At 40.2% G+C, this 26,536-nt stretch carries 29 protein-coding genes; 16 read left to right on the top strand and 13 right to left on the bottom strand.

The window, feature by feature from the left end:
* Positions 1-2 precede the first annotated feature (2 nt).
* From KVY11_RS15340 to KVY11_RS15325, 4 genes are all read left to right on the top strand, one after another.
* Positions 3-1,247, top strand: coding sequence for a D-amino acid dehydrogenase (locus tag KVY11_RS15340; protein ID WP_004693024.1), 1,245 nt, complete (start codon positions 3-5; stop codon positions 1,245-1,247).
* Positions 1,248-1,428: 181 nt separating this feature from the next.
* A complete protein-coding gene (locus KVY11_RS15335) occupies positions 1,429-1,650 on the top strand; it encodes a hypothetical protein (protein WP_218289432.1) in 222 nt (73 codons plus the stop codon).
* 254 nt (positions 1,651-1,904) lie between these two features.
* A complete protein-coding gene (locus KVY11_RS15330) occupies positions 1,905-3,335 on the top strand; it encodes a diguanylate cyclase (protein WP_218289431.1) in 1,431 nt (476 codons plus the stop codon).
* Positions 3,336-3,389: 54 nt separating this feature from the next.
* Positions 3,390-4,880: an amidase gene (locus KVY11_RS15325; protein ID WP_218289430.1), complete on the top strand. Its 1,491-nt coding sequence runs from the start codon at positions 3,390-3,392 to the stop codon at positions 4,878-4,880.
* A 54-nt stretch (positions 4,881-4,934) separates the two neighbouring features.
* On the opposite strand, the gene KVY11_RS15320 is transcribed toward KVY11_RS15325, so the two are convergent.
* The 4 genes from KVY11_RS15320 to KVY11_RS15305 all read right to left on the bottom strand — a co-directional run bounded on the left by KVY11_RS15320 (position 4,935) and on the right by KVY11_RS15305 (position 10,320).
* On the bottom strand, positions 4,935-6,089 hold the full coding sequence (locus tag KVY11_RS15320; protein WP_218289429.1) for an MFS transporter: 1,155 nt from the start codon (positions 6,087-6,089) through the stop codon (positions 4,935-4,937).
* 141 nt (positions 6,090-6,230) lie between these two features.
* Positions 6,231-6,992, bottom strand: a complete 762-nt coding sequence (locus tag KVY11_RS15315) for a 3-oxoacyl-ACP reductase (RefSeq protein ID WP_218289428.1) — start codon at positions 6,990-6,992, stop codon at positions 6,231-6,233.
* 174 nt (positions 6,993-7,166) lie between these two features.
* A complete protein-coding gene (locus KVY11_RS15310) occupies positions 7,167-9,107 on the bottom strand; it encodes a triacylglycerol lipase (RefSeq protein WP_218289427.1) in 1,941 nt (646 codons plus the stop codon).
* Positions 9,108-9,240: 133 nt separating this feature from the next.
* On the bottom strand, positions 9,241-10,320 hold the full coding sequence (locus KVY11_RS15305) for a putative zinc-binding metallopeptidase (RefSeq protein ID WP_218289426.1): 1,080 nt from the start codon (positions 10,318-10,320) through the stop codon (positions 9,241-9,243).
* A gap of 399 nt (positions 10,321-10,719) precedes the next feature.
* Here KVY11_RS15305 and KVY11_RS15300 point away from each other — a divergent pair, with 399 nt between their 5' ends.
* The 4 genes from KVY11_RS15300 (at position 10,720) to KVY11_RS15290 (ending at position 13,214) form a co-directional block, all read left to right on the top strand.
* Positions 10,720-11,211, top strand: a complete 492-nt coding sequence (locus KVY11_RS15300; RefSeq protein ID WP_218289425.1) for a hypothetical protein — start codon at positions 10,720-10,722, stop codon at positions 11,209-11,211.
* A 322-nt stretch (positions 11,212-11,533) separates the two neighbouring features.
* Positions 11,534-11,656 (top strand): hypothetical protein, encoded by a 123-nt coding sequence (locus tag KVY11_RS16650; protein ID WP_256350806.1) that lies wholly within the window; start codon positions 11,534-11,536, stop codon positions 11,654-11,656.
* Between the two features lie 4 nt (positions 11,657-11,660).
* On the top strand, positions 11,661-12,116 hold the full coding sequence (locus tag KVY11_RS15295; protein ID WP_010326746.1) for a CopG family ribbon-helix-helix protein: 456 nt from the start codon (positions 11,661-11,663) through the stop codon (positions 12,114-12,116).
* Positions 12,117-12,191: 75 nt separating this feature from the next.
* Positions 12,192-13,214, top strand: a complete 1,023-nt coding sequence (locus tag KVY11_RS15290) for an ABC transporter substrate-binding protein (protein WP_218289424.1) — start codon at positions 12,192-12,194, stop codon at positions 13,212-13,214.
* Between the two features lie 111 nt (positions 13,215-13,325).
* Here KVY11_RS15290 and KVY11_RS15285 read toward each other — a convergent pair whose 3' ends face one another.
* The 5 genes from KVY11_RS15285 to KVY11_RS15265 form a co-directional block, all read right to left on the bottom strand.
* On the bottom strand, positions 13,326-13,655 hold the full coding sequence (locus KVY11_RS15285; protein ID WP_159128315.1) for a multidrug efflux SMR transporter: 330 nt from the start codon (positions 13,653-13,655) through the stop codon (positions 13,326-13,328).
* A 17-nt stretch (positions 13,656-13,672) separates the two neighbouring features.
* Positions 13,673-14,557 carry a hypothetical protein gene (locus tag KVY11_RS15280; RefSeq protein WP_218289423.1) on the bottom strand — a complete coding sequence of 295 codons (885 nt, stop codon included), beginning with the start codon at positions 14,555-14,557 and terminating at the stop codon, positions 13,673-13,675.
* The gene (locus KVY11_RS15275; protein WP_218289422.1) at positions 14,554-15,564 is read right to left on the bottom strand and encodes an isopenicillin N synthase family oxygenase; all 1,011 of its coding nucleotides are present in this window, start codon (positions 15,562-15,564) and stop codon (positions 14,554-14,556) included. Before KVY11_RS15275 ends, KVY11_RS15280 begins: the two co-directional genes overlap by 4 nt.
* 72 nt (positions 15,565-15,636) lie before the next feature.
* Positions 15,637-16,533 (bottom strand): ABC transporter ATP-binding protein, encoded by an 897-nt coding sequence (locus KVY11_RS15270; RefSeq protein WP_256350805.1) that lies wholly within the window; start codon positions 16,531-16,533, stop codon positions 15,637-15,639.
* Positions 16,533-17,477 carry an ABC transporter permease gene (locus KVY11_RS15265; protein WP_218289421.1) on the bottom strand — a complete coding sequence of 315 codons (945 nt, stop codon included), beginning with the start codon at positions 17,475-17,477 and terminating at the stop codon, positions 16,533-16,535. Before KVY11_RS15265 ends, KVY11_RS15270 begins: the two co-directional genes overlap by 1 nt.
* 185 nt (positions 17,478-17,662) lie before the next feature.
* On the opposite strand from KVY11_RS15265, the gene KVY11_RS15260 reads away from it, so the two are divergent.
* From KVY11_RS15260 to KVY11_RS15225, 8 genes are all read left to right on the top strand, one after another.
* Positions 17,663-18,031, top strand: coding sequence for a hypothetical protein (locus tag KVY11_RS15260; protein WP_004979554.1), 369 nt, complete (start codon positions 17,663-17,665; stop codon positions 18,029-18,031).
* A 3-nt stretch (positions 18,032-18,034) separates the two neighbouring features.
* Positions 18,035-18,460, top strand: a complete 426-nt coding sequence (locus KVY11_RS15255; protein ID WP_218289420.1) for a hypothetical protein — start codon at positions 18,035-18,037, stop codon at positions 18,458-18,460.
* 127 nt (positions 18,461-18,587) lie between these two features.
* A complete protein-coding gene (locus tag KVY11_RS15250) occupies positions 18,588-18,839 on the top strand; it encodes a hypothetical protein (protein ID WP_004693049.1) in 252 nt (83 codons plus the stop codon).
* Between the two features lie 33 nt (positions 18,840-18,872).
* Positions 18,873-19,598, top strand: coding sequence for a zeta toxin (locus KVY11_RS15245; RefSeq protein WP_184118767.1), 726 nt, complete (start codon positions 18,873-18,875; stop codon positions 19,596-19,598).
* Positions 19,599-20,070: 472 nt separating this feature from the next.
* The gene (locus tag KVY11_RS15240) at positions 20,071-20,487 is read left to right on the top strand and encodes a YeeE/YedE family protein (protein WP_010326736.1); all 417 of its coding nucleotides are present in this window, start codon (positions 20,071-20,073) and stop codon (positions 20,485-20,487) included.
* A gap of 1 nt (position 20,488) precedes the next feature.
* Complete coding sequence (locus KVY11_RS15235) at positions 20,489-20,911, top strand: DUF6691 family protein (protein ID WP_218289419.1); 423 nt, start codon at positions 20,489-20,491, stop codon at positions 20,909-20,911.
* Positions 20,908-21,777: an MBL fold metallo-hydrolase gene (locus tag KVY11_RS15230; protein ID WP_218289418.1), complete on the top strand. Its 870-nt coding sequence runs from the start codon at positions 20,908-20,910 to the stop codon at positions 21,775-21,777. Before KVY11_RS15235 ends, KVY11_RS15230 begins: the two co-directional genes overlap by 4 nt.
* Positions 21,778-22,010: 233 nt before the next feature.
* Entirely contained in the window at positions 22,011-22,784 is a 774-nt protein-coding gene (locus KVY11_RS15225) for an alpha/beta fold hydrolase (RefSeq protein WP_218289417.1), read from the top strand.
* Here the strand turns inward: KVY11_RS15225 and KVY11_RS15220 are convergent, their stop codons facing one another.
* From KVY11_RS15220 to tssK, 4 genes are read right to left on the bottom strand one after another with little or no spacing between them, the layout of a single operon-like run.
* Complete coding sequence (locus tag KVY11_RS15220) at positions 22,785-23,753, bottom strand: M15 family metallopeptidase (RefSeq protein ID WP_218289416.1); 969 nt, start codon at positions 23,751-23,753, stop codon at positions 22,785-22,787. It abuts the gene before it with no gap.
* Positions 23,750-24,349: a hypothetical protein gene (locus KVY11_RS15215; RefSeq protein WP_218289415.1), complete on the bottom strand. Its 600-nt coding sequence runs from the start codon at positions 24,347-24,349 to the stop codon at positions 23,750-23,752. Before KVY11_RS15215 ends, KVY11_RS15220 begins: the two co-directional genes overlap by 4 nt.
* An 11-nt stretch (positions 24,350-24,360) precedes the next feature.
* Positions 24,361-25,158: a type IVB secretion system protein IcmH/DotU gene (gene icmH / locus KVY11_RS15210; RefSeq protein ID WP_168159937.1), complete on the bottom strand. Its 798-nt coding sequence runs from the start codon at positions 25,156-25,158 to the stop codon at positions 24,361-24,363.
* Positions 25,159-25,169: 11 nt separating this feature from the next.
* A complete protein-coding gene (gene tssK, locus KVY11_RS15205; protein WP_218289414.1) occupies positions 25,170-26,534 on the bottom strand; it encodes a type VI secretion system baseplate subunit TssK in 1,365 nt (454 codons plus the stop codon).
* Positions 26,535-26,536 lie beyond the last annotated feature (2 nt).

The following is a 26,536-nucleotide window of genomic DNA, read 5'->3' as shown; positions in this document are numbered from 1 at the left end:
CTATGTGTCATGTCGTTGTCATTGGTGCTGGAATTACAGGCGTCACAACTGCATATGAATTAAGCTTACTTGGTTATCAAGTGACCGTTGTTGATCGTCATTTATTTCCTGCGATGGAAACTTCTTTTGCAAATGGTGGACAACTGTCTGCATGCAATGCGGAAGTTTGGAACCAAAAATCGACAGTGCTGAAAGGCATGAAATGGATGTCTCAAAAATCTGCCCCTTTATTGCTCAATCCTGCATTTAGTGTGCATAAATATGCATGGCTGATGGAATTTCTGGGTAATATTAAACATTATGAGGCCAATACCCATGAAACAGTAAGATTGGCTTTATTGGCTCGTCAACGCTTGTTCGAAATTGCGGATAAAGAGTCAATCGACTTCAATTTAGAAAAGCGTGGTATTTTGCATTTTTATCATAATAAACAAGATTATGACGTTGCCATTCGAGTTAATGATTTACTCAATAAAGGTGGACTTGAACGTTGTGGTGTAAGCAATGAAGAAATTAAGCAAATTGAGCCGACACTGACCGGCGACTATTATGCTGGATTTTATTGTGAGGGTGATGCGACGGGTGATATTCATAAGTACACCACAGGTTTGGCTGAAGTCACCAAAAAATTAGGTGTGAAGTATCGTTTTGGTATGGATGTGACAGATATCGAACATTTAACTTCAGGTGTTGAAGTGAAGTTACAGCCAAGTTCAGAGAATGTTGAACTGCTTCCAAATGAAGTGGAAATGTTGGCTGCCGATGCTGTTGTGGTTTGTGCTGGGGTGGGTAGCTATCAATTGGCCGAATTGGTCCAAGAACGCGTCAATGTTTATCCTGTAAAGGGATATTCGATTACGGTGATGTTAAATGACGAAGAAAGCCAGCAAAATGCGCCATGGGTGAGTTTGCTAGATGAAAGCGCAAAAATCGTAACTTCACGTTTAGGTAAAGATCGTTTCCGTGTCGCGGGCACTGCTGAGTTTAATGGCTATAACCGTGATATCCGGGCAGATCGGATTCAACCTCTTGTTGACTGGACCAATCGTAACTTTAAAGTTTCGACAGAGCATGCGGTCCCTTGGGCAGGTCTTCGTCCTATGATGCCGAATATGATGCCTGTAGTACGCCGTGGAAAGTTAGAACGTGTGTTCTTTAATACAGGACATGGGCACTTAGGTTGGACGCTATCTGCGGCAACCGCAGCAATGATTAGTCAGGAAGTCGCGACAGCGTATCCTGTTTAATTCGAGTGCATTCTTGGATAGATAAAAACAAGCTTGCTTCGAGCTTGTTTTATCATTTTTGTGCAATGATGTTATAATTCTGCCTTAATTTCAAAAGATTGCTCACAAACGAATACTTTAAACTTGAGCAAAAATAAGTAGTATTGTTTCAAGCAATTAATGACTAATGTGAAGGTGAATAATGATTAACATGAAAATGGCTTTGGTGGTTTTAGCTTCTGCAACGATGCTGTCGCTTGCTGCATGTAGTGACAAAAAACAAGAGACTGAACAAACGTCAGTGGAAAGCTCAGCAACTGAAACACCAGTGACCAATATAGAAGTTAGTCCAGAGATGATTGATGCTGCACCTTTAGAGTCTGAAGAAGCAGGTGCATCAGCGGCAGCGTCTGAAGCGAAATAAGTCCAAAGATCAAACAGCCTCCCAATGTGGAGGCTTTTTTTATGGGTGAGAGTGATATCAGCATTTAATCGTAAATATTTAGGTTCAGGATATAAATCAAAAAATCATATTGAAACCATAACGAACAATCGATAGAGTTTATTTAGTAAATATTGTCAATCTGTGATGGTTTTCATCAATGCATCGTTTGCAAGCAAATGGACAGTAGAAAACATGATGTTTAATCATAACTCATGTAAAAATGAGGGAATATTTTGTACGCAGTTAAGCTCACAGAAGTATCGTTGAATTTTAAACAGCATGGCCGAGCATGTTTGATTGTTGCTGCGGTGATTTTTGTCTGCTGCTTGCTTGGGATATTCACTCGGCCGATTGCATATTTCGCTTATTTTTGGCCAGCTAATGCAGTACTGATCGGCTTATTTTTACGGTTTAAGCCACTCAGAAATGTTGGTGGCTGGTTGGGCGCATTTATTGGTTATATGTCGGCAGACTTAGTCACAGGGAATCATTTTGAACTGACTTTAGCTTTAACGATCGCCAATTTTATGACGGTAGGCGTTTCGTTATTTTTTATCCATTATTTACAAATTGACTATCGTGCATATAACAAAGGCTTAAATTTTCTTTATCTTTTCTTGGTTTGTGTTTTTCTTGGGTGCTTTTCCAGCGCGATATTTGCCGTTGCTGTCGTTCCGTATATGCCACACACCTTTATGAGCACGCAAGACCTTTGGGCTGAGTTTTATATTTGGTGGACGGGGGAAGTGCTAAATTGTATTTCACTTTTACCCCTCATGTTGACCTTTCCTGCAGCGAAGAAATTAAAGTATCTTTGGAATAACCGTAGACAGTGCGAAACCGAGTTTGTCGATGTTTTACCCTTACTCTCAGTTTTAATTTCTGTGGCATGTACACATCTGTTCTTTGGTCCTGGTGCCTTACTTTTCCCTTTAGCAGGGCTGATTTGGGCGGCTTTAAGTTACAACTTATTTTATGTGAGTATCATTAACAGTTTGGTTTGTTTTGTGACGTATCATAGTTTAACGACTTATTATATTTCACGTACAGCAGATAACTTCTTGGCCACTTCTATTTCGGTGCGTATAGGGCTGTGCATGTTGATGATTGCACCTTTGCTTTTATGTATTGTGAGTCGTAATCGTCATGATCTATATAAAGAAGTGCTCTATCTAGCCAACCACGATCCCTTAACTCATGTGGGAAATCGCCGTTTTTTCTTCACTCAAACTGAAAACTTATTGAAGGAAAATCTGGTTAAGTCGATGAGTATCATTGTGCTGGATATTGATCACTTTAAGAAAATGAACGATCAATATGGTCATTATATTGGTGATGTATTGCTACAAAGCTTTGCCACAACGGTGAAAAGTAATTTGCGTGAACAGGATTTATTTGCGCGTATGGGCGGTGAAGAATTTGTGGTGGTGTTAAATAATATCTCCGAGATTGAGTCACAAGTCATTGCAGAACGTATCTGCCGTGCTGTCGCTACTTCAAAAACCCAAGTGGCGCATGCTGTTTTGAGCATGACGGTGAGTCTTGGTGTGGTGCATCAAATTTTACCAACGAAAAATAGCCTACAGAGCTTGTTAAATCGTGCTGATCGGGCGTTATATCAAGCCAAAACTTTAGGACGCAATCAAGTACAACTTGCCTCATAGGTTAAAATTTAGTAAAAGTATAAAACAATAAAAACTATAGATACTTGGATAAAAATGAATTTTTCTGAATACCTTCGTTATGATGGGCTGGGTTTGGCTGAGTTGGTTGCACAAAAACAAATCCATCCCGCTGAATTATTACAAATTGCAATTGAGCGTAGCCAGCAAACCAATCCTGCTTTAAATGCGATTATTATTCCTATGCATGATTATGCCAAGAACAGAGCACAAAATGCATTGTCTGGCCCATTTGCAGGGGTGCCATTTTTAGTAAAAGATTTATTTCAAGAATATGCAGGTTATCCAACCTCTTTTGGATGCCAAGCATTTAAACGCACGGGTCATATTGCAGAACATAATGCAGAAATTGTAAACCGTTGGGAAAACACAGGCATTTTAACCTTTGGACGTACCAATACTCCTGAGTTTGGAATCAAGGGCATTACAGAATCAGATGCTTGGGGAGCTTGTCATAATCCTTGGAATTTAAAACATAACAGTGGGGGCTCATCGGGTGGTTCCGCTTCTGCGGTGGCCGCAGGGATTGTTCCGATTGCGGGTGCCGGCGATGGCGGTGGATCAATTCGAATTCCAGCATCATATTGCGGTTTATTTGGTTTAAAACCAAGTCGTGGACGTACACCGTGGGGCCCAGATATGAGTGAAGCAATGCACGGCGCTGCGATACAGCATGTATTGAGTAAAAGTGTAAGAGACAGTGCAGCGATGTTAGATGCAACGCAGGGTGCAGAGCATAGTTCATTGTTTAAAATTGAACTGCCCAGCCAAAGCTATTTGGCCTGTCTACAGCAGCCTGTGAAAAAACTTAAAATTGCATTTAGTACCCAATCGCCTATCGGAACCCCAGTGTCTAAAGATGCAATTGATGCTGTGCAGCATACTGCACGTTTGTTGGAGTCTTTAGGGCATACAGTGGTTGAAGCACAACCTGAGATAGATGGTATGTCTTTGGCCAGAGACTTTATCACGACGTGGTTTAGTCAATTTTCTTATATGTTAGAGCAGATCAAGCAACACGTTCCCACTATAGCAGGAGATTTTGAGCTGGATTCTTTAGCTTTGGCTGCCTTTGGTGCGAAAACGACTGCGTTAGAATATATTCATAATCTGAATAATTGGGGAGTGTATGTCACCAAAATGAACCAATTCTTTGATCATTATGATCTTTATCTAACTCCTGCCACAGCTTCAGTCGCACCCAAAAATGGGCAAATTTCTACCCCATCATGGCAAAAACCAATTTTAAAAAGTTTATTAAAAGTCGGCAAAGCGCATCTACTGGCACAAGGAAAACTGGTCGATAAAATTGTGAAAGATAATTTAGGTTGGGTGCCTTTCACTCAGTTAGCCAACATCACAGGTTTACCCGCGATGTCTGTACCTTTGTACTGGAATGCTGACAATCTTCCACTTGGTTCGCAGTTCATTGCGCCTTTTGCTCGTGAAGATCGGCTCTTACAGTTGGCTAGTCAGCTTGAACAGGCCCAACCATGGTTTCATAAATACAGTGAAATCAAAGTTTAGAAAGCTGATTAATGAAACTGCTGCAATTTATGCGCGCAGATCAGAAGAGACCTTTTAAGCTTGAACTTCTTTGGGTAAGTAGCGAATAAAACCCAAACCGAGTAGAACCGCACAGCCTGCCAAAATAAAAATAAGTTCGCCTGACAGGCTGTGCCAATAATGTCCTGCAAGAATACTTCCAGACGCTACACCCAGTCCCCACATGGTACTATATAAGGCTTGACCACGTCCTTGTTGCCCTAAACTAAAGTTTTGGAAAATGATACGCATGGCGATGAGATGAAATAAACCAAAGCTAAAAGCATGGATAGTTTGTGCGAAGAACTGGATCGCGAAGATTTGTGGAAAAGAACCGACCATAAACCAGCGTAGCGCCGTGAGGATCAGACAAATAGACACCATGAGTCGCCATGAAAAACGTTTGAAAAAAACGTGAGCAATGGCAAACATAATAATTTCGGCCATGACACCGATAGCCCACAAAAAACCAATTTCTGTGGTTGAGTAACCGGCTTGTTTTAAGAAGTTGCTATAAAAACTATAAAAGGGCGCATGCGAAAAAAGCAGAATAAACTCGACACCTAAAAATGCCGCTACAACGGGTTTTTTTAAAATAGGTAATAATGGCTCGAGCTGCCCTTGTGAATGAGGTGCAGTGGTCGGTTCTTTGATGCTAAATGACCAAATAAAGGCCAAAAAAGAAATACACAGCAATAAAACTGGCAGCATAGAGATGGGTAAAATTTCTAATAAGGCACCGATACCAAAAACCCCGACAATAAAACCGACAGAGCCCCATTTTCGAACTTTTCCATACAAAGCACTGCGCTGTTCCGCGAGCCAAAACAGAGTTACGCCTTCAAACTGAGCCAGAATGGCGTTTTGGAAGAAGCTAAAGATCAGCATGAGCAGAGCGATCGCCTGAAAGGAGTTTGGAATGATAAAAATCATGAACCAAATACAGGCTTCCATCCACGTTGCAACTCTGACCAAGAGCATCCGTTTCCCTGATTTATCTGCAATCCAGCCCCAAATAAAAGGAGCAAAAAAACGGGTAATGATCGCAATTGAGGAAAGGATACCGATTTCACTGTAGTTAAAGCCTTGATCTTCGAGATACAGGCTCCAAAACGGCATGAAGGTGCCCACAATAGAATAATAAAAAAAGTAAAAACCAGCCAGTCGGTGCCGAATGGGGAAAGAAAGCATCGTACTGTATTCCTTGGTTGGGTGGGCAGATTCTGAAGAAGACTTGAACCTAAAACAAAGCTTCAAGTCGATGAAGCTTCGAGAATTTTTAAAATGGATGGTTTAAATCATTCTTATTCAGAGTTTAGGGATTAAAGCTCATTAGCCTTTGACTAAACCACCATCCACAATCAAGTTTTGACCTGTCACAGCACAAGAATAGGGCGATAAGAACATTAAAATGGCTGAAGCAAATTCCTCAGGTGTAACTACACGACGTAGTGGTGTTGCACTTGCGATGTAATCAAAAACTTCATTGGGCGTGCTTTTGCTAGCATCAGTGGTTTGCAGTAAACCGCCAGAGAGCATATTGATATTAATGCCGTATTGACCAAGTTCATGCGCTGAGGTACGCGTAAAAGCCAACAGTGCTGCCTTCGCCGTGGTGTAGTCATGATAAGGCACCACAGGGTTTTGTACCAGATTGGTTCCGATGTTTACAATGCGCCCAAACTGGTTTTGTTTCATACCTTCAAGCGCTACTTGGGTGGTATTCAAAGCGGCTTTAACTGCACCTTCAAATTGTTGTTGCATCGTTTCCCAGCGTAGCTCATGAACTTTTGGGCGGGCCTCACCATTAAACTCGAACTGAATGAGCGCATTATTAATCACGGCGTTGATATGCTGTCCAAAATGCTGAAAGCTTGCGTCAAACATACTTTTGACTTGAGCATTGTCTGTAACATCAGCTTGGTAGATAAAAACCTGTTCGGGATACTGCTGAGCTAAGTTTTGCGCTGCTGCTTGGCTGTTCAAATAGTTCACGACTACACGAGCACCTTCATTGATTAAGGCGTGTGTAATCGCAAGACCTAAACCGCGTGCGCCACCTGTGACCAGTACAACTTGATTTTTAATGTGCATAATGTTTCCGAGCAGATAAATGCATGTATTTTTTAGATAAAGCAAGTATATCAAAACCTTTTCCGTACCTGAGATTTTACAACCGCTGCTTTTCAAGTTTTCGATGCTCATTCAGCTGAGTTAGAGTATTCGGATAAAAATCGCCAAGTAGTAGAACATTTTTAGTACTGTTGATCATTGAGCCCGAGTTTGCTCAAGGTGTAACCTTAAAATACGCCGTAATTCTAATAATGTTTCTGCTTCCTCATGCACCGAATGGTTGCCTTTAATGATTCTTTCAGAGACAGCCTGTTCTAAATGTGAACTGGAATAAGGCACAATACCATCGCTCATGTCATGTATGTCATTGTTCTGACGGTGATTACCAATAATAGAATGATAAGGAACTCTAGATACAGGCATGATGTTACTGGTCAAAGCCATAAAGCGTGACTTTGGACTTAAGTCGTCTGGGCCAGATTGCACCATGCCTTTGGTGCTAGAGCTACCATTGAGTTGTATATCCACTTGGTTAAAGAAAGTGATCGGCAACTTGACCATTTTCTTCACCAATTCCATGTACCAGCGGTCAGACAGTTCACTACCACGGTGAGGCGCGGCAATAAAAATTGCACGTCCAATGGGTAAATCAGAATGAAATTGAAAACGTTCTTTGATTACGGGGTATTGTTGTAATCGAGTGTATTGCTCATAGTTTAATAGTGGAATCACTTGTTCAGAAATATCGTGCTCACTAATCAGTAAGCGACTAATGACGCCCCCCATACTATGTCCAATCAGCACGGCGTCACTGGCCGAGCGAGAGTTGGGTTGAACTTGTGCAAAGGCTTGTTTAAGTAGTGCATGAATCTGATAGCGGCTTTCAACAATGGGCATATTGGTTGAATAAAACACCTGCCATACCTGAAAGTTTTCTCGTAAAACTTTATCCCCCAAAATGTTATTGGTCAGATTGACCCAAGTTTCAGGGCTGCTGGCGAGACCATGAATAAGTACAATCACTTTTTTATTCGGTTGGTAGGGTTCAAGCATATAGACGTGTGGCATACGCAATCGCTCAGTTTTATCGAGCAAGGTTAAGTAGCCTGTAGAGCCCAGTTTATTTTCTGCCAGCCAGTAGGCAAAAGGCACAGAATAATTCGCCGTGAGAATGTATTTTTGTTGATGTATGTCTACATACTTTTGCGTATAAGGATTAAATAGCTCAATCTCAAAAACAGCTTTGCCATTAAGCACATCTTCAATACTGCTTTCAGGGTTTAATGGCTGTGCTGCGGCGGTAACGGACAAATAGCGTGCAGGATGGATATTGGGATTGGTTTGGTATTGATAAAATGATATCGGGTCAAGGATAAAATCATTTTTATGAATAGGATCCGCTTTAGTCACAACCACGAACTCTGCACCCAAACCATCTTGACGGTTGACTTGATAAAAAACCGAGAAGTTTAAATTATAACTGGATTGAACTCGGGCAATGGTTTTACTTTTCAGTTCAGGATAGTGTTCTAAATTTACAATATATTGACGTTGTTGGACGTTGAGTTGCGCGGGAACTTGATGAAAAGGCTGCGTACGGTACGCCGTGGTAATTAAACGTGACAAAGCGACATTGTAAAAAGTGCGGACATGCATTTGTCTTTGATCAAAAACACGGGTACTTGGGCTTTCTTGCATTTTAAATAAATACACATAGCTATAGCGTAAACTTTGGTCGAAGGCATCAAGGCTCTGTTCTAAGCAGTGATTATTTTCACTATGAGGCTGTGCGCGGGTACAGTTGTGTTGTTTTGAGAGCTCTAAAGCTTGAGCCAAATACAGTTCACTTAAAGCGGCATAGCGTTCATCTGCTGCAATATCCGTTTGTGTGTTTAAGCGTTGCAAACATGTTTCAAATTCAGCGGTGCATTGCTGTGGCGTCAGACTGAGTAGTTTGAGTAAGCTGGTGGTTTCCGCACTCAATTGGTCGTGGGTTAAGATGTTTTCAGACTTGCTACGAATAGCTTGATGGATGTTATTTTCTTTGACTTTGACCAACTGGCAGGCCGGCAATAAAACAATCGTTAGCCCTAAAATGATTGGTCGCGTGAAAGTATGATGTCTCGTTAAAAGCATAGTTTTTAGCACGGACGTTATCTATATAGGCTAAAGATGTCTTTCATTTTAAGATAATTTCTAACGAGTTACATCCAAATTCGGTCCGATCTTTTGTGTCCCTAGACATAACTTAAGAACGCTTATATTCAGCTCAAGCAATTTGGCGAGCAAAGGCTTTGCCCAAAACATGTTTATGTATAAATCGTAATTTATCGAGGACTGGCGCTGATAGCGTAAATGGATAAGCATCTTCTAAACCCATACTGCGATTTAACGCATTTAAGTTAAAAGTCAGTGTCATCCACTGTTTGAGGAGTAAATCAAAATCTTGAGCGCCGATTGGATTTTCATAAAAGCTTAAGTCATGCGTATCTTTTCGATTATTACGCACGATTAAACCTGCATAGTAAGCGGTTTCCAATGTGTCCATCATGTGTAAATAGTGTGCCCATGTTTCTGCCCAGTCTTCCCAAGGATGTGTGCTGGCATAAGAGCTGACATAAAATTGGTCCCAGTTTTGTGGTGCGCCATCTTCATAGTGACGTTGTAGTGCTGCGTTATAATCTTGACGCTCATCTCCAAAATACTGACGGAACTCGTCGACCAGCTCAGGATGTAGCGATTTAATGAGGTCAAAATAATAATGACCACTTTCATGACGGAAATGCCCCAAAAGCGTACGGTAGTTTTCACCCATTTTAATACGGGTCGTTTCCCTATAGATGACATCTGCTTCACTGGCATTGAGTGTAATGACGCCATTAACATGTCCTGTCAGCACAGGGTGCTCTGCTTCAGGCATGAGAAAATTAAAACGGAGTCCGTAGCGATCATCATCGTTATATTTGGGCCTTGGCATAATATTCAGGCGTTGCATTAAATACAGAAAACGCCGTTTAGCATGTTCGAGCCGTGACCAATAGACGATATGATCTGGGTTGTCGAGAGTAGGAATAGTATATGTGAGTACACAAGACTCACAGTAGATGTCGTTGCTCTCTGCAGGAATGACCCAATTACAGACCTGATGATGCTGATAGTTATAACAGGGCTTATAGCGCTTCGTTTGGTATTTTTCATTTAGCGCTAACCAAAGAATAGGGCTATGCTGTTCAAAGCTCCCCATATCTTTTTCTGATGCAATATAACCGAGTGTAGTTTGGCAGCTCACACATTGCGAGTTGGCAAAAAAGACTTGGTTTTGACAGGATGCGCAACTAAAGAATTTCATCGGCGGCTATGTCTTTGGTGAGCTTTTAGAACCAGTATAAAGGATGTTGATTCCCTTCGTCATGTTCTGTCATCTGTTTTGATAGGCTTGCAAAGTTGAGTATTTATTTGCATATAATTTGAAAAACTTTTAGTCGTTCGTTTGATATACAGATATAAGCGCGGTAGTGCTTGCATAGAGTGCATATTAAAAAAGAATACATGTGCTTGGTTAGTAGCGAGCTTTTCAGTAGGTTCTTTTCTTTCATATTTGTATAAAGGGATATAAATTTTAAAATTTATAACCTGAATGAACGAAAAAGCTTGATTTAGGTGCAGATTCGTCAAAAATAGGGACTGGGAAAAATCAAAGCTTCATTTTAGAATTTCAAAGCCTTTTAAGTTTCTGGGAGTAAATATAATGATAACGAACGTATCGCCAAAAAAATGGCTACTCATGAGTTTGGGGGCGATGTTGCTTTCAGGTTGTGCGACCACCTCTACAGACCCAAGCCGTCAAAATGTGGGTACCACAGGTTTACTCATTTGTACGCAGAATGAGCTTTGTCCAGTGGTTACTGTGAGCTGGAATGAATCGAACAAAGAGTTGCTTAAGTTAAAAATGCATTTGAGTAGTACTTACAATAAATACGACATTCAAAAGGTCGTGTTTACCAATGGACAAAAAAGCCAAACTTTTGCTGTCACTGGGCCAACCGAACATGATCATGTGTTAGGCACCAACCGTTCGACCAATTATATTTTAGCGCCTGTAAATTTGATGAGTAAGTTAAAAGGTACAAATTCGATCAAAATGAATATTTATACAGATCAAGGTATTATCTCTCGATATGTGTATAAAGATGGCGTCTCAGCTCCAATTTTGGGTGAGTTCCAAAAAGTTTATCAATAAAAGAAAAAATCGCCATCTGGCGATTTTTTTTGCGTATAAGTCAGAGAAAACTAAAAGTTGCGAGGACATAAGACTTCACTTCCAAAAGGTGTTTTGCCTATAGGTATGTAAACATTCGGCCTTTGACGGATGAAAAGTCAAGCTGAATAGTCCCGAAATGCACTTTGATGTATCAATTTTAAAAATATAAAAATATTTTGCACAAAAAATAAACTTTTTGATGCGCTGTTGCTATCAATCTAATCAAAAAAAATTGGCATGTATTCTGCTTAGTTCTAGGTATTACAAAAACCTTTTTTGGTAATACCGAAAGGAGCAGCAAATGTCTAAACAATTCAAAGATGACTTAAATGCATTCTTCACTGTATTTAAACAGTTCGTGGTTGCCATCTTAAGTGCTAGAGCGGGCATTTATATCAAACAAGATCCATCCGAAAAAGGATAAGCACGTGCCGAAACATAAATTGGCACGGATCAGCATCACTGTGCCTGAATTAACTGTCGATGCATTGGATCAGAAAATTGTTGATCAGCACTATGAAAGCCGTTCTCAAGCCATTGTCGACATGATCAATAAACATTTGATTGCGGATCAGGAGCAACGTAACGCCGTGATGGTGGGGACGTTTACCTTGCTCTATGACGCCAGTGTTACGCCACTTAGAGTCCAATTGCTGGACTTACAGCAGCAGTTTTTAGAACAAGTGGTCAGCTCACTACATATTCAGTTAGATGAGCAAAAAATTTTAGAAGTGATGATTTTGCAGGGCTTAACTACAGAGTTAAAAGCATTAAGCCAGCAATTCATTGCTTTGAAAGGTGTGATCAAAGGGCATTTGGAACTGATGGATGCGGTGATGCCGCCGATTCCACAAAATGAAAAACAGAGCGCGTTGAAATCGTGACCATGTTCACCATCCTCAATGACTCACTCCATACATAGCAAGTTTAAACATTTATAGCATCGGGAAAATTGCATCATGATTAAAAAAGCGTTTTTATCAGTCTCTATTGTTTCGACTATTTTATTGGCAGGTTGTGATAACACCGCCAAAATTCCTGAAACAAAAAACAGTGCATCTGAAAGCACAGCCACCAAGACCATCACGATTGGCTATAGTGATTGGCCGGGTTTTGTTGCATGGCAAGTGGCAATTGAAAAAGGTTGGCTCAAAGAAGCAGGGTTGAATGTTGAGTTTAAATGGTTTGATTATTCATCATCACTTTCTGCTTTTGCAGCCAATCAATTAGATGCGGTGCTGGTGACCAATGGAGATAATCTAGTCACAGCCTCTGGGGGCACTCAAGGTGTCATGATTATGGCGACAGACTATTCCGCAGGTAATGACGTGATCATTGCAAAAGATGGGATTAACAGCATTGCTGATTTAAAAGGCAAAAGTATTGCTACTGAAAAAGGTTTGGTTGACCATCTATTGCTAAGTACAGCACTGACAGATGCAAAAATTAAGACCAGTGACATTAAATTGGTCAATTCTATGACCAATGAGCTTCCACAAGTTTTTGCCAGTCCAGACATTGCTGCAATTGCTGTCTGGCAACCTGTAGCCAATCAAGCGTTGAAGTCTGTTGCAGGGTCTAAAATTATTTATAGTTCTAAAGATAAGCCAGGTTTAATTTATGACACTCTGACTGTAAATATGAGCCATCTTTCTGCCAATAAAGAAGATTGGAAAAAGATGATCCAAGTGTGGGATAAAACAGTCAAATATATTAATGACCCTGCAACACATGAAGATGCCGTGAAAATTATGTCTAACCGTGTTGGAGTTGATCCGAAACAATATGAACAATTTATTGGCGGGACGCATTTACTCGATTTGGCAGCCAATAAAACCGTCTTTAAAAAAGGTTCAGGTTTTGACTCGATTTATGGCTCAAGCTACCACGTAAACAAATTCAACGTTGAAAATGGCATTTATAAAACAGAAATGGATGTTGATGGTGCAATTTACCCAGCTTTGGTTGAAGAGTTAAAGTAAGACTGCGTAGAAACTAAAAGCCCAAGTTAACTTGGGCTTTTTTGTATGAGTGTGTTTAAAAAGCAAAGAAAGATCTAATGTTAAATAAAGAGTAGATTTTAAGGCATGTATTTATAAATGCGTACTTTTAGAAAACACATGAATAATCACGATGCCGATAATCATAAAACTTAAACCAACAACCGCCGCAAAGTCGAGCTGCTGTTTAAAGTAAATCCAACCGACTGTAGAGATCAGAATAATGCCCGCACCTGACCACAGTGCGTAAGCTAGCCCCATAGGGATGGATTTAAACGTTAGACCTAAGAAAAAGAGCGCAATTGCATAACCAATAATAGTTAAAACAATAGGTAAAGGTGCAGTGAAACCATTGGTCGCTTTTAATGCAGAAGTTGCGAGGACTTCTGCAATCACGGCGATCAATAAATAGAGAAAAGCCATAACTTATTAAAGCTCCCTTACGCAACCACAGTTGCATGATGCATGAGGTGATGTTGTTCTTGTTTCAGCCAATCCTGACTGTCCGCCGTGGTAGATGTTACATTTTGAAAAGCGTATTCAGGTTCATACACATCCACGACAAACACCAACTGATATGCTTCGCCATCGATCAATTTACGCTGTATGAGGGTTTTAGTATCAACGACTTCAAAACCATCTAGGATGAGTTGTTGTTGAGTCATTTGGGTGCAGCTTGAATATTGAATGAGCTGATCCTGAGTTGAAACTGATACTTCATAGCTTTCAATTTGATTTAAGTCAGAAGAACTTCGCTCCACATGAGAAAGAACCCCTAACGCGTCTATATTCTGTTGAATATGGGGTAAACGTGACTGTGCATATGTCATATACTCACCGCAGATGATGAGACCGCCATCGAGCGAAATTTCTTGCTGCGTGGCAACATGTACGGCTTTGACTAAACGTAGTCCTAAAAATAAACCCGTACTGGCTTGTTGACGCCAGTCTTCAACATAGGCATTACTGGGTGAAAACTCCAAAATACAATTGCCAATGGTATGCAGGGTTGCAGGCTCAGGCCACTGGGTATGGTTCTGATAATTACTACTTAGCTCCCATGACAGTGATGCATTTTGTGCATCCCAATGCGTATAACCGACCCATGCTTGACGCTCTACGATAGGTGTATCTGTTAGTGATTTGAGACGTAAGTCGATGGTGAAGTTCTTGGATTGAAACCAATATACAATCGTATTTTCATCTGTCAGACCATTGTAAAAGCTAATACTCTTACGCCGAAATGCGCCCATTAAATAGGGTGGTACATTGCCAGAAGCTGCTGTGATAGGTTTTAGTTGACTTAAAGTTTCGAATAAATTCATGGGGTGTACTCCATGTTTGACTCAGTCAGACCAAAAGAATAAAGCGGAACGGCATTCTTTAAGACCAACTCACCACTGGCTACACGTTGTTTTAAATAATGAAAGGTTTGAGCCGTTTGATTAAACAAATGTTCTCCACCTGCCAGTGGCGCATATTTAGGTGGTTCATTTGTATTAATCGGTTGGATGACATAGTCATAGTCACAAGAAAAAAATAAAGGAAAGGAGTAGCGTTCTTGTTGGACTTTTTTAACCCGGTGCTTTGTCGCTAAATATTTTCCATTGGACAAGATTTCCATCATGTCACCAATGTTCATCACCAACGTATTTTCAAGTAGAGGAATATCAATCCATTCACCTTGCTTGGTGAGGACTTGTAAACCGGGCGCTGTGGGGAGTAATAAAGTAAAGCACTCATAGTCGGTATGCGCCCCGATGCCTTCTGCATCTGTCGCTTGAGGGTTATATGGATAGTGAATGAGGCGTAACTGGCTGGGTGCATGTTGAATATGCACATCAAAAAAGTCTTCTTTTTGCTCTAAAGCCAGCGCAAAACAGCGAAATAGTTGATGACCAATGGCTTTTAAGTGCTGATAGTACTGTGAGACATCGAGTTTAAATGCGGGATCATCTGGCCATTGCGTCGGGCCAAGTAAGGGATAATTTAATGCAGACCCTTGATAGTCATAATTCACATCATAAGATTCTTTTAAATCGTAGCTGTTACTCGAAAACTGTTCTTCACCTATCGGTACATAGCCACTATGATTCACCGATTTTCCAATATAATTTTGCATTTTTAATGCTTCATCTTGGGCAAAATAGTGCTTCGCAATGTCACATAACTGTGCAAATAATGCAGGTTGAAATTGATCACCTCTGAGGTAGAGAAAACCAACTTCTTTACAAGCCTGATCAAGCGCTTGAGCAACTTGCATACGGTCATCTAGATTTGTGCTATTTAAAAGGCTGATATCCACCAGTGGAAGGACATATTTATCTTGCATGGTAAAATCCTCGCGTTGGCCGTCCAACAGTGCATAAAACCTAAGGGTCGTCCCTCAGGCGAGATCAATGAGTTACTTGTGCGTACTGACTTGGGTCATACGTGGAATTTTGGGTAAATCCTCCAGTGCTGGGTCAATTTCTTCTTCTTGTGCATGTACTAAGAAATCGACTCGCTCTCGAAGTTGCTTAAAGGCAGGGCTGGACATCAGTTCAGTGTTTCGTGGACGGGGTAAGTCCACTTCAATAATTTCTTTAATTTCTCCAGGATTGGCTTTCAGCGCTACGATACGATCAGCCAGTAAAATAGCCTCATCCATATCATGGGTTACAAAAATGATGGTGATATCAATGTTTTGCCATAGGTCCATCAGGTGTTTTTGCATTTTCTGACGGGTATGCGGGTCAAGCGCACCGAAAGGTTCATCCATCAGTAAAATTTTCGGTTCATTGACTAAAGCACGGGCAATCGCAACACGTTGCTTCATCCCGCCAGACAGTTGATGTGGATATTGGTTTTCATACTTCTCTAAGCCAATAATATTGATCCATTCTCGTGCAGCCGCTTCGGCTGAGGCATGACTTGCACCTTTCATGAGTGGACCAAACATCACATTTTCTTTAACCGATTTCCAAGGAAATAAGGTATAGCCTTGAAACACCATGCCTCGCTCTGGACTAGGGCCTGAAATGGGCTGTCCATCTACTAGCAACTCACCACTGCTATAAGGGTCTAGACCCGCAACAACACGACTAAAGGTCGATTTTCCACAACCAGACGGGCCAATCACACAAATAAACTCCCGCTTATGAATTTTCAAATTGAGCTGATTTAAAATCGTGCGTGAATTTTTACCATGCTGAAAAACTTGACTAAGTTGTTTGGCCTCTAAAATGACAGGACGTTGATAAATGTGATCAAAATACTGACGAGCATTGAATTCCGTTGCTTTTATATCTGTGGTTATCATTATTTTGCTCCCGCTTTCCATTTAAACAGATGCTGCCCTAGCTTCATTAAAATCACATCACAGACCAAGCCAATCACCCCAATAATCAAAATCGCAGCATAGACATTGTCAAAGTTCTGGTAGCGTGCTTGCTGGGTAATAAACCAAGTGATCCCTGTGGTGGTGCCAATTAGTTCAGAGACAATCAAGTAGGTCCACGCCCAGCCCAGCAAGACACGTAAATCACGGTAAATATCGGGTAACGCCGCTGGAATGACCACGTGAAACAGACTTTTTGCTTTATTCGTCCCTAGGGTATAACCCGCTTCAATCAGCCCGCGGTCCACCATACGCGTAGTATTGGCAATAATCAGAATTTGCTGAAACAGCGTCCCAATCACGATGATGGCAATCTTTGGTGCATCATTAATGCCTAATATGGCAACAGCCAGTGCACCAAAGGCAGGTGCAGGTAAGTAGCGAAAGAACTCAACAAAGGGTTCAGTGAGCTGGGAAATTTTGTTGGAAAAACCACATAAAATTCCCAACGGAATACCCACGAGTGATGCAATAAAGAAAGCACTGAATACAATTTTGATACTGTGCCAAAGACTTTGATGAAACCATGGCGCATCGGCTTGAGCTGGTGGTGTAGTAAATGCCGTCACTAAGGCTGTCGCAACTTGATGAGGTGCTGGTAAATAAATGGGATTGACCAAATTACCTTGTGGCGGTTCAGTGCCTGTATTGACGGCATTTTGCGCTTCTGTATAGAAAACACTTTTGTCTACACGGCTACCGATTTGTAAAAAAGAGACACTGCCAGAGTTGGTGATTTGTACTTGAGGATGCCAAATAAATGGTAAATAACTCACAGCACACCAAATGAGGATTGGTATTAGAAATGATCCAAAGCCCAGCAATACTTTGCTTTGAGGACTGAGTTCTCGTGCGAAATAACCCATAGTTGCTTAGCCCCGATATTACTTTTTTTATAAAACGTAATACTGTTAAGCAAAATAAATGCCAAATTTGTAGTGATATTGAGTGTTTACCTGTGTGCTAATTGTTTAAATAAAAACAGCCTTTGACCTAAATATGTTTTAAAATGCGCTATCGATAGATTGACGCTCAAAAGGGGCAGCATCGCATGGCACAAAAGTCACAACAATCTGCATTGAATGAATTGATTGCAGAACAAAAACTACTGTGTGAAGAATTTGACTCGGCTTATGTTGAAGTAAAAGGTGATGATGTCGTTGCTGTTGCTGTACAGACTTTAAATCAAGAGCCCATTGTTGGTTTACGTAAAAAGCCAGAAACTGAAGAGAATGTCGCTTGGTTTATTTATGGTGGTGAATTGGGTGAGGGCCAAGACTTTTTTACAACCATGACTGTACGTGAATTACAAGATATCTTGCCTGATGTACTTCCATATTTGGCTTTAAGTGAAGGTTATCGTTTTATGATTGATGGCGATGACTATGAAGACGTATGGAAAGAAGGCGATGAGTCTTAATACATGAAAAAACAAACATGGACGTTGCTTAGCCTTTCGTTATTTTTATCATCATTTCTATCAACCCTGAGTTATGCAGAAACAACGAAGCTAACTCAGGCACAGTATGATCAGAAGATGGCTGAATATACAGCAACTGTGAATTCAACTAAAACCGTTTTAGATGCAAAAGATAATCCAGCGACAGCAACAGAAATGAAAACCGCATTTTGTCAGCGTATGGATGCATATCATCAAATTGCTGCGCTATCTAAAGCCAATATTGAGTTAAGTACCGCTTCAGTGATGCTGATGGTGGCCAACCGTTACCTTGAGCAGCAAGAAAAAAGCCTGACCGATGCAGGGATGAATGAAAGTGCCTTCTGCCCAACGGCGAAAGCTTTAAAAGTTGAAGATACGAAACGATTAAAAAGTAAAGTAACCGAATAAGACAGCATGAAATTAGTGTAGATATTAAGATCTAATTTATTGTTTCAGGATGCTGTATAAATAGACAATGTCCTCGATTGTGTTAAGATAAATAAAAATCAACCATCGTTTGAGTAGGAGTTGGTGTATGGCAGCTTATACCGACATTAAAGTAGGCAAATATGAGGATGATATGATTCCTAAACTTGCCATTCATGCTTTTCATGATGCTTTTCAAAAAGCAACCACTCGTTCGTCTGTAGTTTATGCAAAAGCTGAACAGTTGGTTGAACGCGATATTCATGGCAATGAAACTGTTTTACAAGACTTAAGTCATGCTTATGTCGATGTAGGCGTTTTACCGACACTGACACGTAAAAAGAAACACGCGACCGTATAGATTGATATGCCACCTCGACAACCTAGAATAAGAATGTTTGCAGGGCCGAATGGTTCTGGTAAAAGCACTGTTAAAGATTACCTCTTGCCCCAACATATTGGGGCATATTTAAATGCAGATGAACTGGAACAAAACTTAAGACAGAGTCAACGCATTGATTTATTGCATTATCATCCTTCCTTAAAAGCTTCAGAGTTGGTCACTTTTCTAAAAAGTAAGAAGCGTCCTCAAGCGGGACAGTTTGTGGCCTTACTTGCACATGAGCCAATTGTGCTAGATGAATGGAAGATCGAGTTTAAAACCGAAGAGATTGATTCTTATCTCTGTGCACGCATTATTGACTATATCCGGCTTGAGTTTCTGCGCTTAAAAGTCAGTTTTACTTTTGAGACGGTCATGTCACATATCTCTAAAGTTGAGTTTCTCCGAGAAGCGAAACGTCAGGGTTATAAAACCTATCTATATTATGTCTCAACAGTAGACCCACAAATCAATATTGCCCGAGTCAAGTATCGCGTCAGTGTGGGTGGTCATCCTGTTCCTGAGCAGAAAATTATTGAACGTTACTACCGTAGTATGGATCTGCTCATGCAAGCCATAGAGTGCTGTGATCGAGCCTACTTGTTTGATAACTCTTCTGACGGTATACAAGCGTCTTTTCTTGCAGAAATAGAAGCAGCTGAAACCTTAAAAATGAATGCTGCCGTGTCTAAGCTCCCAAGATGGTTTGCAGAACGCGTACTATCAGAATTTCAATAAACTGCTCAGAAAAAGAGCAGATTATTTTATCCTTTTTCATGTGTCTGCCCGCATAAAAAAATATTCAAAAGTCGTAAATGTGTTTCATAAACTGAGAATAATGATCATGATGTAGAGATGTACCTCTAACTGTATTCAGTTTCTTTAAATGAAAACTATCATGAAATAAAGCGAGAGAAGTTAAGTATTTCTAATCTAAAAAAGGGCTGAATACAAAATCCCTCGGGGATATATTCAAGCTTTTTACGTTATTGTGAAGAATAACTATGTAAAAAAATGCTTTAAGGTGTTATCTAAAAGACTAAAAGCTTCGAGAACGGACGGGTAGTGCCATTCAAATATCTAAAGCTAGATGAAAGACCCCGTAGACAGTGACCATAGACATGCATAGCATCCATAGATACAAAGGACGCTTGATTATTTTTTAATTAAATATATTATAAAAACATATATTGTTTTAAGGTGCTTACCAATGCATGATTTTGCGTGGTCTTTTATAGGTGGAATATTACTCGGCATCTCCGCCGTTGGATATTTATATACCAATGGACGAATTGCAGGAATCAGTGGTCTGGTCTCTCAAGTTTTAAACTTAAAAGGGATCATAAATACGCCTGCACTGTGGTTTTTATTGGGCCTGTTCATTGTTCCGTTTATATATGCCGCTTTTGTTCAGCCAGAGATCTATATTGAAGCTACACCTTTCATGTTAATTATTGCGGGCGTATTAGTAGGCTTTGGAACTCGCTTAGGCTCTGGTTGTACCAGCGGGCATGGTATTTGTGGTATCAGTCGTTTATCCAAACGTTCAATCATCGCTACAATGAGTTTTATGTTCGCAGGCTTTATTACTGTGTATGTTGTCCGTCATATGTTTGGAGCAATCTAAAATGAAAAATGTTTGGGCATTCATTTGGGGTGGATTATTTTCAATTGGTCTCATGCTTTCAGGAATGTCGAATCCTGCGAAAGTGATTGGCTTTTTAGATATTTTCGGGCAGTGGGATGCCAGTTTAGCTTTTGTGATGATAGGGGCGATTGCGGTTGCATTTATTCCTTTTCAAAAAGCTGTACGTCAGCCACATCCACAAACCTTTTATGGTGGAGTTATACAGCTTCCTAAAAATACGAAAATCGATAGAAATCTGATCTTGGGAAGTCTGCTATTTGGTATAGGCTGGGGAATTGCGGGAATTTGTCCTGCGCCGAGTTTTACTTTGATTGGGCTGGGCTATTATCAAGCGATCTATTTTATAATTGCGATGTTCGTTGGTGTGCTACTACATCGTAAAGTGATGGAGAAAATGCCATGAAGGAAACTGCGCAAGTAAAAGCATTCTTTGATTCAGCGACCAACACATTTAGTTATGTGGTGAGTGATCCAGACACTCAGCGCTGCGCCGTGATTGATAGTGTGTTGGACTATGATGCAGCATCGGCAACGACTAAAACAGAGCAGGCTGATTTAATCATTGCTTATATTCAGGAAAATAGTCTAAGCGTAGACTGGATTTTAGAAACGCATGTTCATGCAGATCATTTAAGTGCTGCACAGTATTTAAAGCAAAAACTAGGTGGAAAAATTGCGATTAGTCATAAGATTGAGATCATACAACAATCTTTTGGTGAGATTTATCACTTAGATATTAAAAGTTTAAATGCCACGCAGTCGTTTGATTACCTTTTTGCAGATCACGAGATATTTTTGATAGGCAACATAAAAGCATATAATATTCCGACACCAGGGCATACACCTGCGTGTCTCAGTTATGTCATTGGTGATGCTGTTTTTGTGGGGGACACGTTGTTTATGCCTGACTATGGGACGGCACGTTGTGATTTTCCAAAGGGGAGTGCGGCGGCTTTATTTGATTCAGTGAAGACTTTGTACACATTGCCAGATCAAACGCGGATGTTCTTATGCCATGACTATTTACCCGAAAGTCGTGATCAATACCAATATGAAACATCGGTTTATTCGCAAAAGCATAAAAACATTCATATCAATACTACAACGGGAAAAGTTGATTTTGTCGAGATGCGAAACCGCCGTGATGCAACGTTAAGTATGCCAAAATTGATATTGCCAGCGATTCAAATCAATATGTTTGCAGGCAAGTTCCCTCAACCAGAAGGCAATGGTATTTCTTACTTAAAAATTCCGCTGAATTATTTTTAAAATACAAAATTAGTAAGACTTAAGGCATTCGACATCTTTTCACTTGCTTAGAATCTGATTCAAAAATCAAATCTATATTACGTACGGACATTTACCTCATGTTTTTAAATTTAGCCTAAGCAAATATCTCACCTAAAATAGCCTAAGCAAAATTGAACTTAATATAAAAAGTCATTTGATTTATTTCCATTAAAAATTCAATATCTATAGGAATCAAATAAAGTAAGTTTCATATGATCCTAAATCATCAATTTCATCAAAATGAGCAGCCGCGTGCAAAAACATTGGTCTTTGTTCATGGTTTATTTGGCAGTTTAAGTAATTTAGGGATGTTGGCTCGGGAGTTTTATTCAAGCCACCATGTATTACAGGTAGATGTACGTAATCATGGGTTATCTACACATTCAAATGTGATGAATTATGAGGTAATGGCAGCTGATCTAATTGAAACTTTAGATGAACTCAATATCGAGCACTTTTCTTTGATCGGGCATTCGATGGGTGGAAAGCTGGTGATGAAAGTGACCGAACTCGCAGGAGATCGACTAGATCAATTGGTGGTATTGGATATTACGCCTATTGCTTATAAAGAAAATCATCATGAGCAAATTTTTAAAGCGCTCTTTGCAGTACAAAAAGCAGGTATTGAAACACGTCAACAAGCCATAGAAATCATGCGTGAATATCTCAAAGAAGAAATGGTGATTCAGTTTCTCTTGAAATCTTTTAGCAAAGGGAAGTGGTTGTTTAATGTAGATGCACTGTATCAGAACTATGCCCAAATTCTGTCATGGGAAAATATAGAAACATGGCATAAGTCTGCATTGTTTATACGTGGTGGAAATTCACCATATGTAAAAAAGCCAGAATATATAGAAGCTATCCAATCGCAGTTTTCTCAAGCCCAGATTCAGACGGTGGCAGATGCTGGACACTGGTTACATGCAGAGAAAACTGCACAAGTTCTGCAAATCATCACTCAATATTTGAGTCAGCCTTCAACCTGATTAACTCAAATTCGCAGCTGAAAGTTGTCCTTCAGAGGTCAGCTTTTCAGCCATTTCCGCAGTTTTCTTTAAATTCGGCATTCGATATTCAGTATGGCCATAGTCTTGGATCGACTTCCAACGCCCGCCCCAAGTTAAACCTACAGATTCTGCAACTTCACCATAGAGCTGATAACCACGCATCGCCCATGGATCTCGTTCAGAAATAACGACTTTTCCATCCCGCTTAAATGCGACATCCGCCGCCAATCCAAATTGGTGGTAACTCTGATAACCACGTGCCAAAGTCGTATTTTTATTGCTGGCTAAAGAATTCTGACGCTGCGGACTACGATAGCCTTCCAGTAAAACCAGTTCATATCCATGCTGCTCACGCATTATTTTAAATACCATCAGTAAACGTTGTTTATAGCGTGGGTTCATTTTGTGCCACTTACGATCAGCCGTTGCTAAATTGTCATGTGAATGAGTTGAATGTACATCCTGAATACTTGGATCGTAATTCAAAGCACTGGCTTGAATAGAATTATTATTAAGATCCGCTTGTTCAAGCATACTTGCTTCAACTATGGCCTCAGCAACTAAGGATTCTTCGACCTGTGGTGGTGGAGACAAAATTTGTCCATCAAGTAGGGCATAAATTTGTGGATCCGATTGTCTTAAATAATCCGCTTCGATTTTAGTGGGCGTGATTGGACTGGTAAAAGCAAACATTAAGATGCTGGCAAATAGAAATAGACCCGCAGCCAATATCCACCACTGTTGAATATGCCAATGCGATTGCAATTGCTCGGGCGCAGCAGCATGATTTATATGCTGTGCAAAATGACGAGCGGATTGAAATCTTTGTTTTCCTTGAGGAATTAACCCGACAAAAAAGCCTGCTAATTTTGCTCTAAGTTCATAGGACAATGCTAAACCTAGCCCTAGTGCCAGGATTAGAAAAAGCGAAAAAAGAGCATAAATCATAGTCGGATAGTAGCTGGCATTGGGGCTTCGACGGTACGAGTTGTAATCTTGGTTTGTACACTCCCTGTGGGAGATTCTTCGGATTTTTCCACTGCCTGTTCTGCTTTGGCTACTTTGTCGTGATTTTTATCTTTCGGTGCGGCCGAACTTTGCGTTGACGAGTTTTGTTTCTTATTTTCTTTTGATAAGGGCTGCGGACTAGCACTCTTCATCGATGGTGCAGCAACTGTTTCAGTTGGACGAAGAAAAGCTTTGCTTAATTCATCTTCTTTGGGTTGAGGAAAATCAGAAGGCGGCTCAGTTACATTTGAAGGTTGAACACTTTTAGAAGGGATGGCTTTAGTCGCTTCAAAAATAGCTTCGGGTTCCCGCGTCGGGGCTTCATTATCGACTGAGGGTTCAGTGACATCCACGCTAAAACTTTGATTAACCTGTATTGAATCATTTTTTTGTTGTGCAAAAAAATAAGTAAAACCAAGAGTGGCCATCAATACGATACCACTCAAAAAACCACCAAACGCATAGAGCATAGGTGAAATATTTTTCTTTTTTGTAGACGTCAAAATTTTGACTGAAGTCCGTTTTTCATGAGCCATGGAGTTAGTTCTTAGGGTAAATGAATAGTAATATGTGCCTGTTCTGTTGGCGTAGAAATGACATTTTCATATGTGGCTAAAGAATTCGTACTTTGCTTTGATAACATATAGCGCAAGCCCGCAAAGGATAAGAGTGCGAATACGATTAGAAAAAGTAAAATCCAGTAAAAAGGAAGCTCACGGTGAATCATGTGTTTAATTTGATCGGGTAGCGATGCAAAAGGAGAAAAGGCCGCCTTTTTTCCTTTTAAGTAGTCGATTTCATCGCCTACACGTGCCACCAAATGGTTTAAATTTTCTATAGATTCAATGCGATATCTACCATGAAAACCCAGAAGCATGCAGTAATGATAAACTTCAAGTGCGGCTAATCGACTATTTCCTTTACGGCGTAACTCTTCTAAAATTTCGAAAAAACGATAACCCGCAAGTTGCGAGCCAAATAAACTAAGCTGTAAGGGACTGATTAACCAACTATTTTGTAGCTCGAAAAATTGTGCATCTTGCTGAGTCACAATGGTTTCATCTAATAATGCACAGTAAGCATATTTAGCATCTTGAATATCATCTGATGAAAATTGTAATTTTCGGGCTTGGTTTTCAAAACGGTTGAGTAGGGCAATGATTTTTTCGCGAAATTCAGTCGAACTACTCGGTATATATTTGTTTTTTAATAAAAATACAATATAAAAACCATCATGGAGTAAGTCGACCAAGTTGGTTGTACTGGTGACTTTGGCGGTCATGGGCTGAGTAATTGAACCAGTTCCAATTTGTCCATCATCAAAAAGTGAAGGGGCATTATTCATGATTCATTTCCTTAGCCATTCATCACAGCAATCAATTCAACAGCAATATCTTGGAAACCTGCCGGAATATAAATACAAATCGACTCGGCATCCAACATACGTTGGTATAAGTCATTATTTGGTTCAATTTCAAAGTAACTCACACCAGATCGCACTGGAATAGCGGTTGGAACCTGCATTAAATGATGCAAAGGAACTGCAGGAAGTGCGGCGATGACGCGCTGTTCAACATCTACGGTGTTGCCGACTTTAAATCTCAACGGAACCAATTGAATTAGTTCGTGACTTTGCATCATGCTGCTAGAAACAGCCAAGTAAAGTCTTGAATCTCGAGTAATTTTGTCTGACTCTAAACTGCCTAACCAATAAGATGGTCGCGTTTCTTTCAATTGAATGTTGATATAGCGGTTTGAAATAATCGTATCTAATAACTCACGTAGAATGACATCAAGCTGACTAAAACTTTCTTGTAAATTATGGTGTTGATAGCGAGGTAAATGATCAACCTCATGAGCCGTTGAAAAGGTCAGTAATGAGCCTGTTAAACGTAATAATTCAAAAAACAGTCGCTCTGGATGGATATGCGGATATTGCAATAAATGATTCAACGTCGCATGTGCTGTGTTGAGTGCATTGACCAACCAAAATGACACAATGTCGCCAGATCGAAACTCAATCAGTTTTTGCTCATTTTCTCGATTATTACTTTGAATGGTCTTAATTTTCGCTTTGATGACATTTAAACTGCGTTTCAAACTCGAGATAAGATTTTCAGAAGATTCGATATGCAAGATAGGCGGAATAAAATGACGATCAAATTCAAATTGACCTGAGCTTTGACGTTTAATTTTTGCTAAAGCTAAATACAAAAAACCATCCAGCTCTTGATTCGGTTCTACGTTCGCCTCTAACAAGCGAAACTCTGCACGGCGGCGTAATAAGGTGATATCTGCTGCAGTTGCATCTGTAAATAAATCGTGGGTTGAGGTCAGATAAGAGTGGTAGCGACCGAACTGCACACTATTTTCAGCGCTCACATTTTTCTTATTGGCTTGTACAATCGGCAAAGCCAAATAAACCAAGATTTCGCCACGTAAATTCAGTTCATCTAATAACACTGGCTCTGGCAGTAAATCACGTGTCGGCGCTTGATAAATTTCACCATCTTGCCAAATCATACTAATACTTTCGAGGGCCATGATATGTGTGTGTAACTGAGCCTCATCAAATTGAATATTTTGAATGCCATAGGCAAATGGAATCGTAGAACGAATGGTATGATTCAGACGTTGTTCATGATACGCATCTTGTAATTGAAAATGTTGAGGACGTAAAAATAGACCTTCACCCCAAAGTATTTTTTCTGCTTTAAACATTT

This window comes from Acinetobacter sp. CWB-G5, from assembly GCF_019209785.1.
Taxonomy (GTDB): Bacteria; Pseudomonadota; Gammaproteobacteria; order Pseudomonadales; family Moraxellaceae; genus Acinetobacter; species Acinetobacter johnsonii.
This window is presented reverse-complemented; position numbering and strand designations above follow the sequence as displayed.

Bases quoted from the DNA above. Each gene is read 5' to 3' on its own strand.
- KVY11_RS15340 (WP_004693024.1), top strand. From the start codon at position 3: ATGTGTCATGTCGTTGTCATTGGTGCTGGAATTACAGGCGTCACAACT.
- KVY11_RS15335 (WP_218289432.1), top strand. From the start codon at position 1,429: ATGATTAACATGAAAATGGCTTTGGTGGTTTTAGCTTCTGCAACGATG.
- KVY11_RS15325 (WP_218289430.1), top strand. From the start codon at position 3,390: ATGAATTTTTCTGAATACCTTCGTTATGATGGGCTGGGTTTGGCTGAG.
- KVY11_RS15320 (WP_218289429.1), bottom strand. From the start codon at position 6,089: ATGCTTTCTTTCCCCATTCGGCACCGACTGGCTGGTTTTTACTTTTTT.
- KVY11_RS15315 (WP_218289428.1), bottom strand. From the start codon at position 6,992: ATGCACATTAAAAATCAAGTTGTACTGGTCACAGGTGGCGCACGCGGT.
- KVY11_RS15310 (WP_218289427.1), bottom strand. From the start codon at position 9,107: ATGCTTTTAACGAGACATCATACTTTCACGCGACCAATCATTTTAGGG.
- KVY11_RS15305 (WP_218289426.1), bottom strand. From the start codon at position 10,320: ATGAAATTCTTTAGTTGCGCATCCTGTCAAAACCAAGTCTTTTTTGCC.
- KVY11_RS15300 (WP_218289425.1), top strand. From the start codon at position 10,720: ATGATAACGAACGTATCGCCAAAAAAATGGCTACTCATGAGTTTGGGG.
- KVY11_RS16650 (WP_256350806.1), top strand. From the start codon at position 11,534: ATGTCTAAACAATTCAAAGATGACTTAAATGCATTCTTCACTGTATTT.
- KVY11_RS15290 (WP_218289424.1), top strand. From the start codon at position 12,192: ATGATTAAAAAAGCGTTTTTATCAGTCTCTATTGTTTCGACTATTTTA.
- KVY11_RS15285 (WP_159128315.1), bottom strand. From the start codon at position 13,655: ATGGCTTTTCTCTATTTATTGATCGCCGTGATTGCAGAAGTCCTCGCA.
- KVY11_RS15280 (WP_218289423.1), bottom strand. From the start codon at position 14,557: ATGAATTTATTCGAAACTTTAAGTCAACTAAAACCTATCACAGCAGCT.
- KVY11_RS15275 (WP_218289422.1), bottom strand. From the start codon at position 15,564: ATGCAAGATAAATATGTCCTTCCACTGGTGGATATCAGCCTTTTAAAT.
- KVY11_RS15270 (WP_256350805.1), bottom strand. From the start codon at position 16,533: ATGATAACCACAGATATAAAAGCAACGGAATTCAATGCTCGTCAGTAT.
- KVY11_RS15265 (WP_218289421.1), bottom strand. From the start codon at position 17,477: ATGGGTTATTTCGCACGAGAACTCAGTCCTCAAAGCAAAGTATTGCTG.
- KVY11_RS15260 (WP_004979554.1), top strand. From the start codon at position 17,663: ATGGCACAAAAGTCACAACAATCTGCATTGAATGAATTGATTGCAGAA.
- KVY11_RS15255 (WP_218289420.1), top strand. From the start codon at position 18,035: ATGAAAAAACAAACATGGACGTTGCTTAGCCTTTCGTTATTTTTATCA.
- KVY11_RS15250 (WP_004693049.1), top strand. From the start codon at position 18,588: ATGGCAGCTTATACCGACATTAAAGTAGGCAAATATGAGGATGATATG.
- KVY11_RS15245 (WP_184118767.1), top strand. From the start codon at position 18,873: ATGTTTGCAGGGCCGAATGGTTCTGGTAAAAGCACTGTTAAAGATTAC.
- KVY11_RS15240 (WP_010326736.1), top strand. From the start codon at position 20,071: ATGCATGATTTTGCGTGGTCTTTTATAGGTGGAATATTACTCGGCATC.
- KVY11_RS15235 (WP_218289419.1), top strand. From the start codon at position 20,489: ATGAAAAATGTTTGGGCATTCATTTGGGGTGGATTATTTTCAATTGGT.
- KVY11_RS15230 (WP_218289418.1), top strand. From the start codon at position 20,908: ATGAAGGAAACTGCGCAAGTAAAAGCATTCTTTGATTCAGCGACCAAC.
- KVY11_RS15225 (WP_218289417.1), top strand. From the start codon at position 22,011: ATGATCCTAAATCATCAATTTCATCAAAATGAGCAGCCGCGTGCAAAA.
- KVY11_RS15220 (WP_218289416.1), bottom strand. From the start codon at position 23,753: ATGATTTATGCTCTTTTTTCGCTTTTTCTAATCCTGGCACTAGGGCTA.
- KVY11_RS15215 (WP_218289415.1), bottom strand. From the start codon at position 24,349: ATGGCTCATGAAAAACGGACTTCAGTCAAAATTTTGACGTCTACAAAA.
- icmH (WP_168159937.1), bottom strand. From the start codon at position 25,158: ATGAATAATGCCCCTTCACTTTTTGATGATGGACAAATTGGAACTGGT.
- tssK (WP_218289414.1), bottom strand. From the start codon at position 26,534: ATGTTTAAAGCAGAAAAAATACTTTGGGGTGAAGGTCTATTTTTACGT.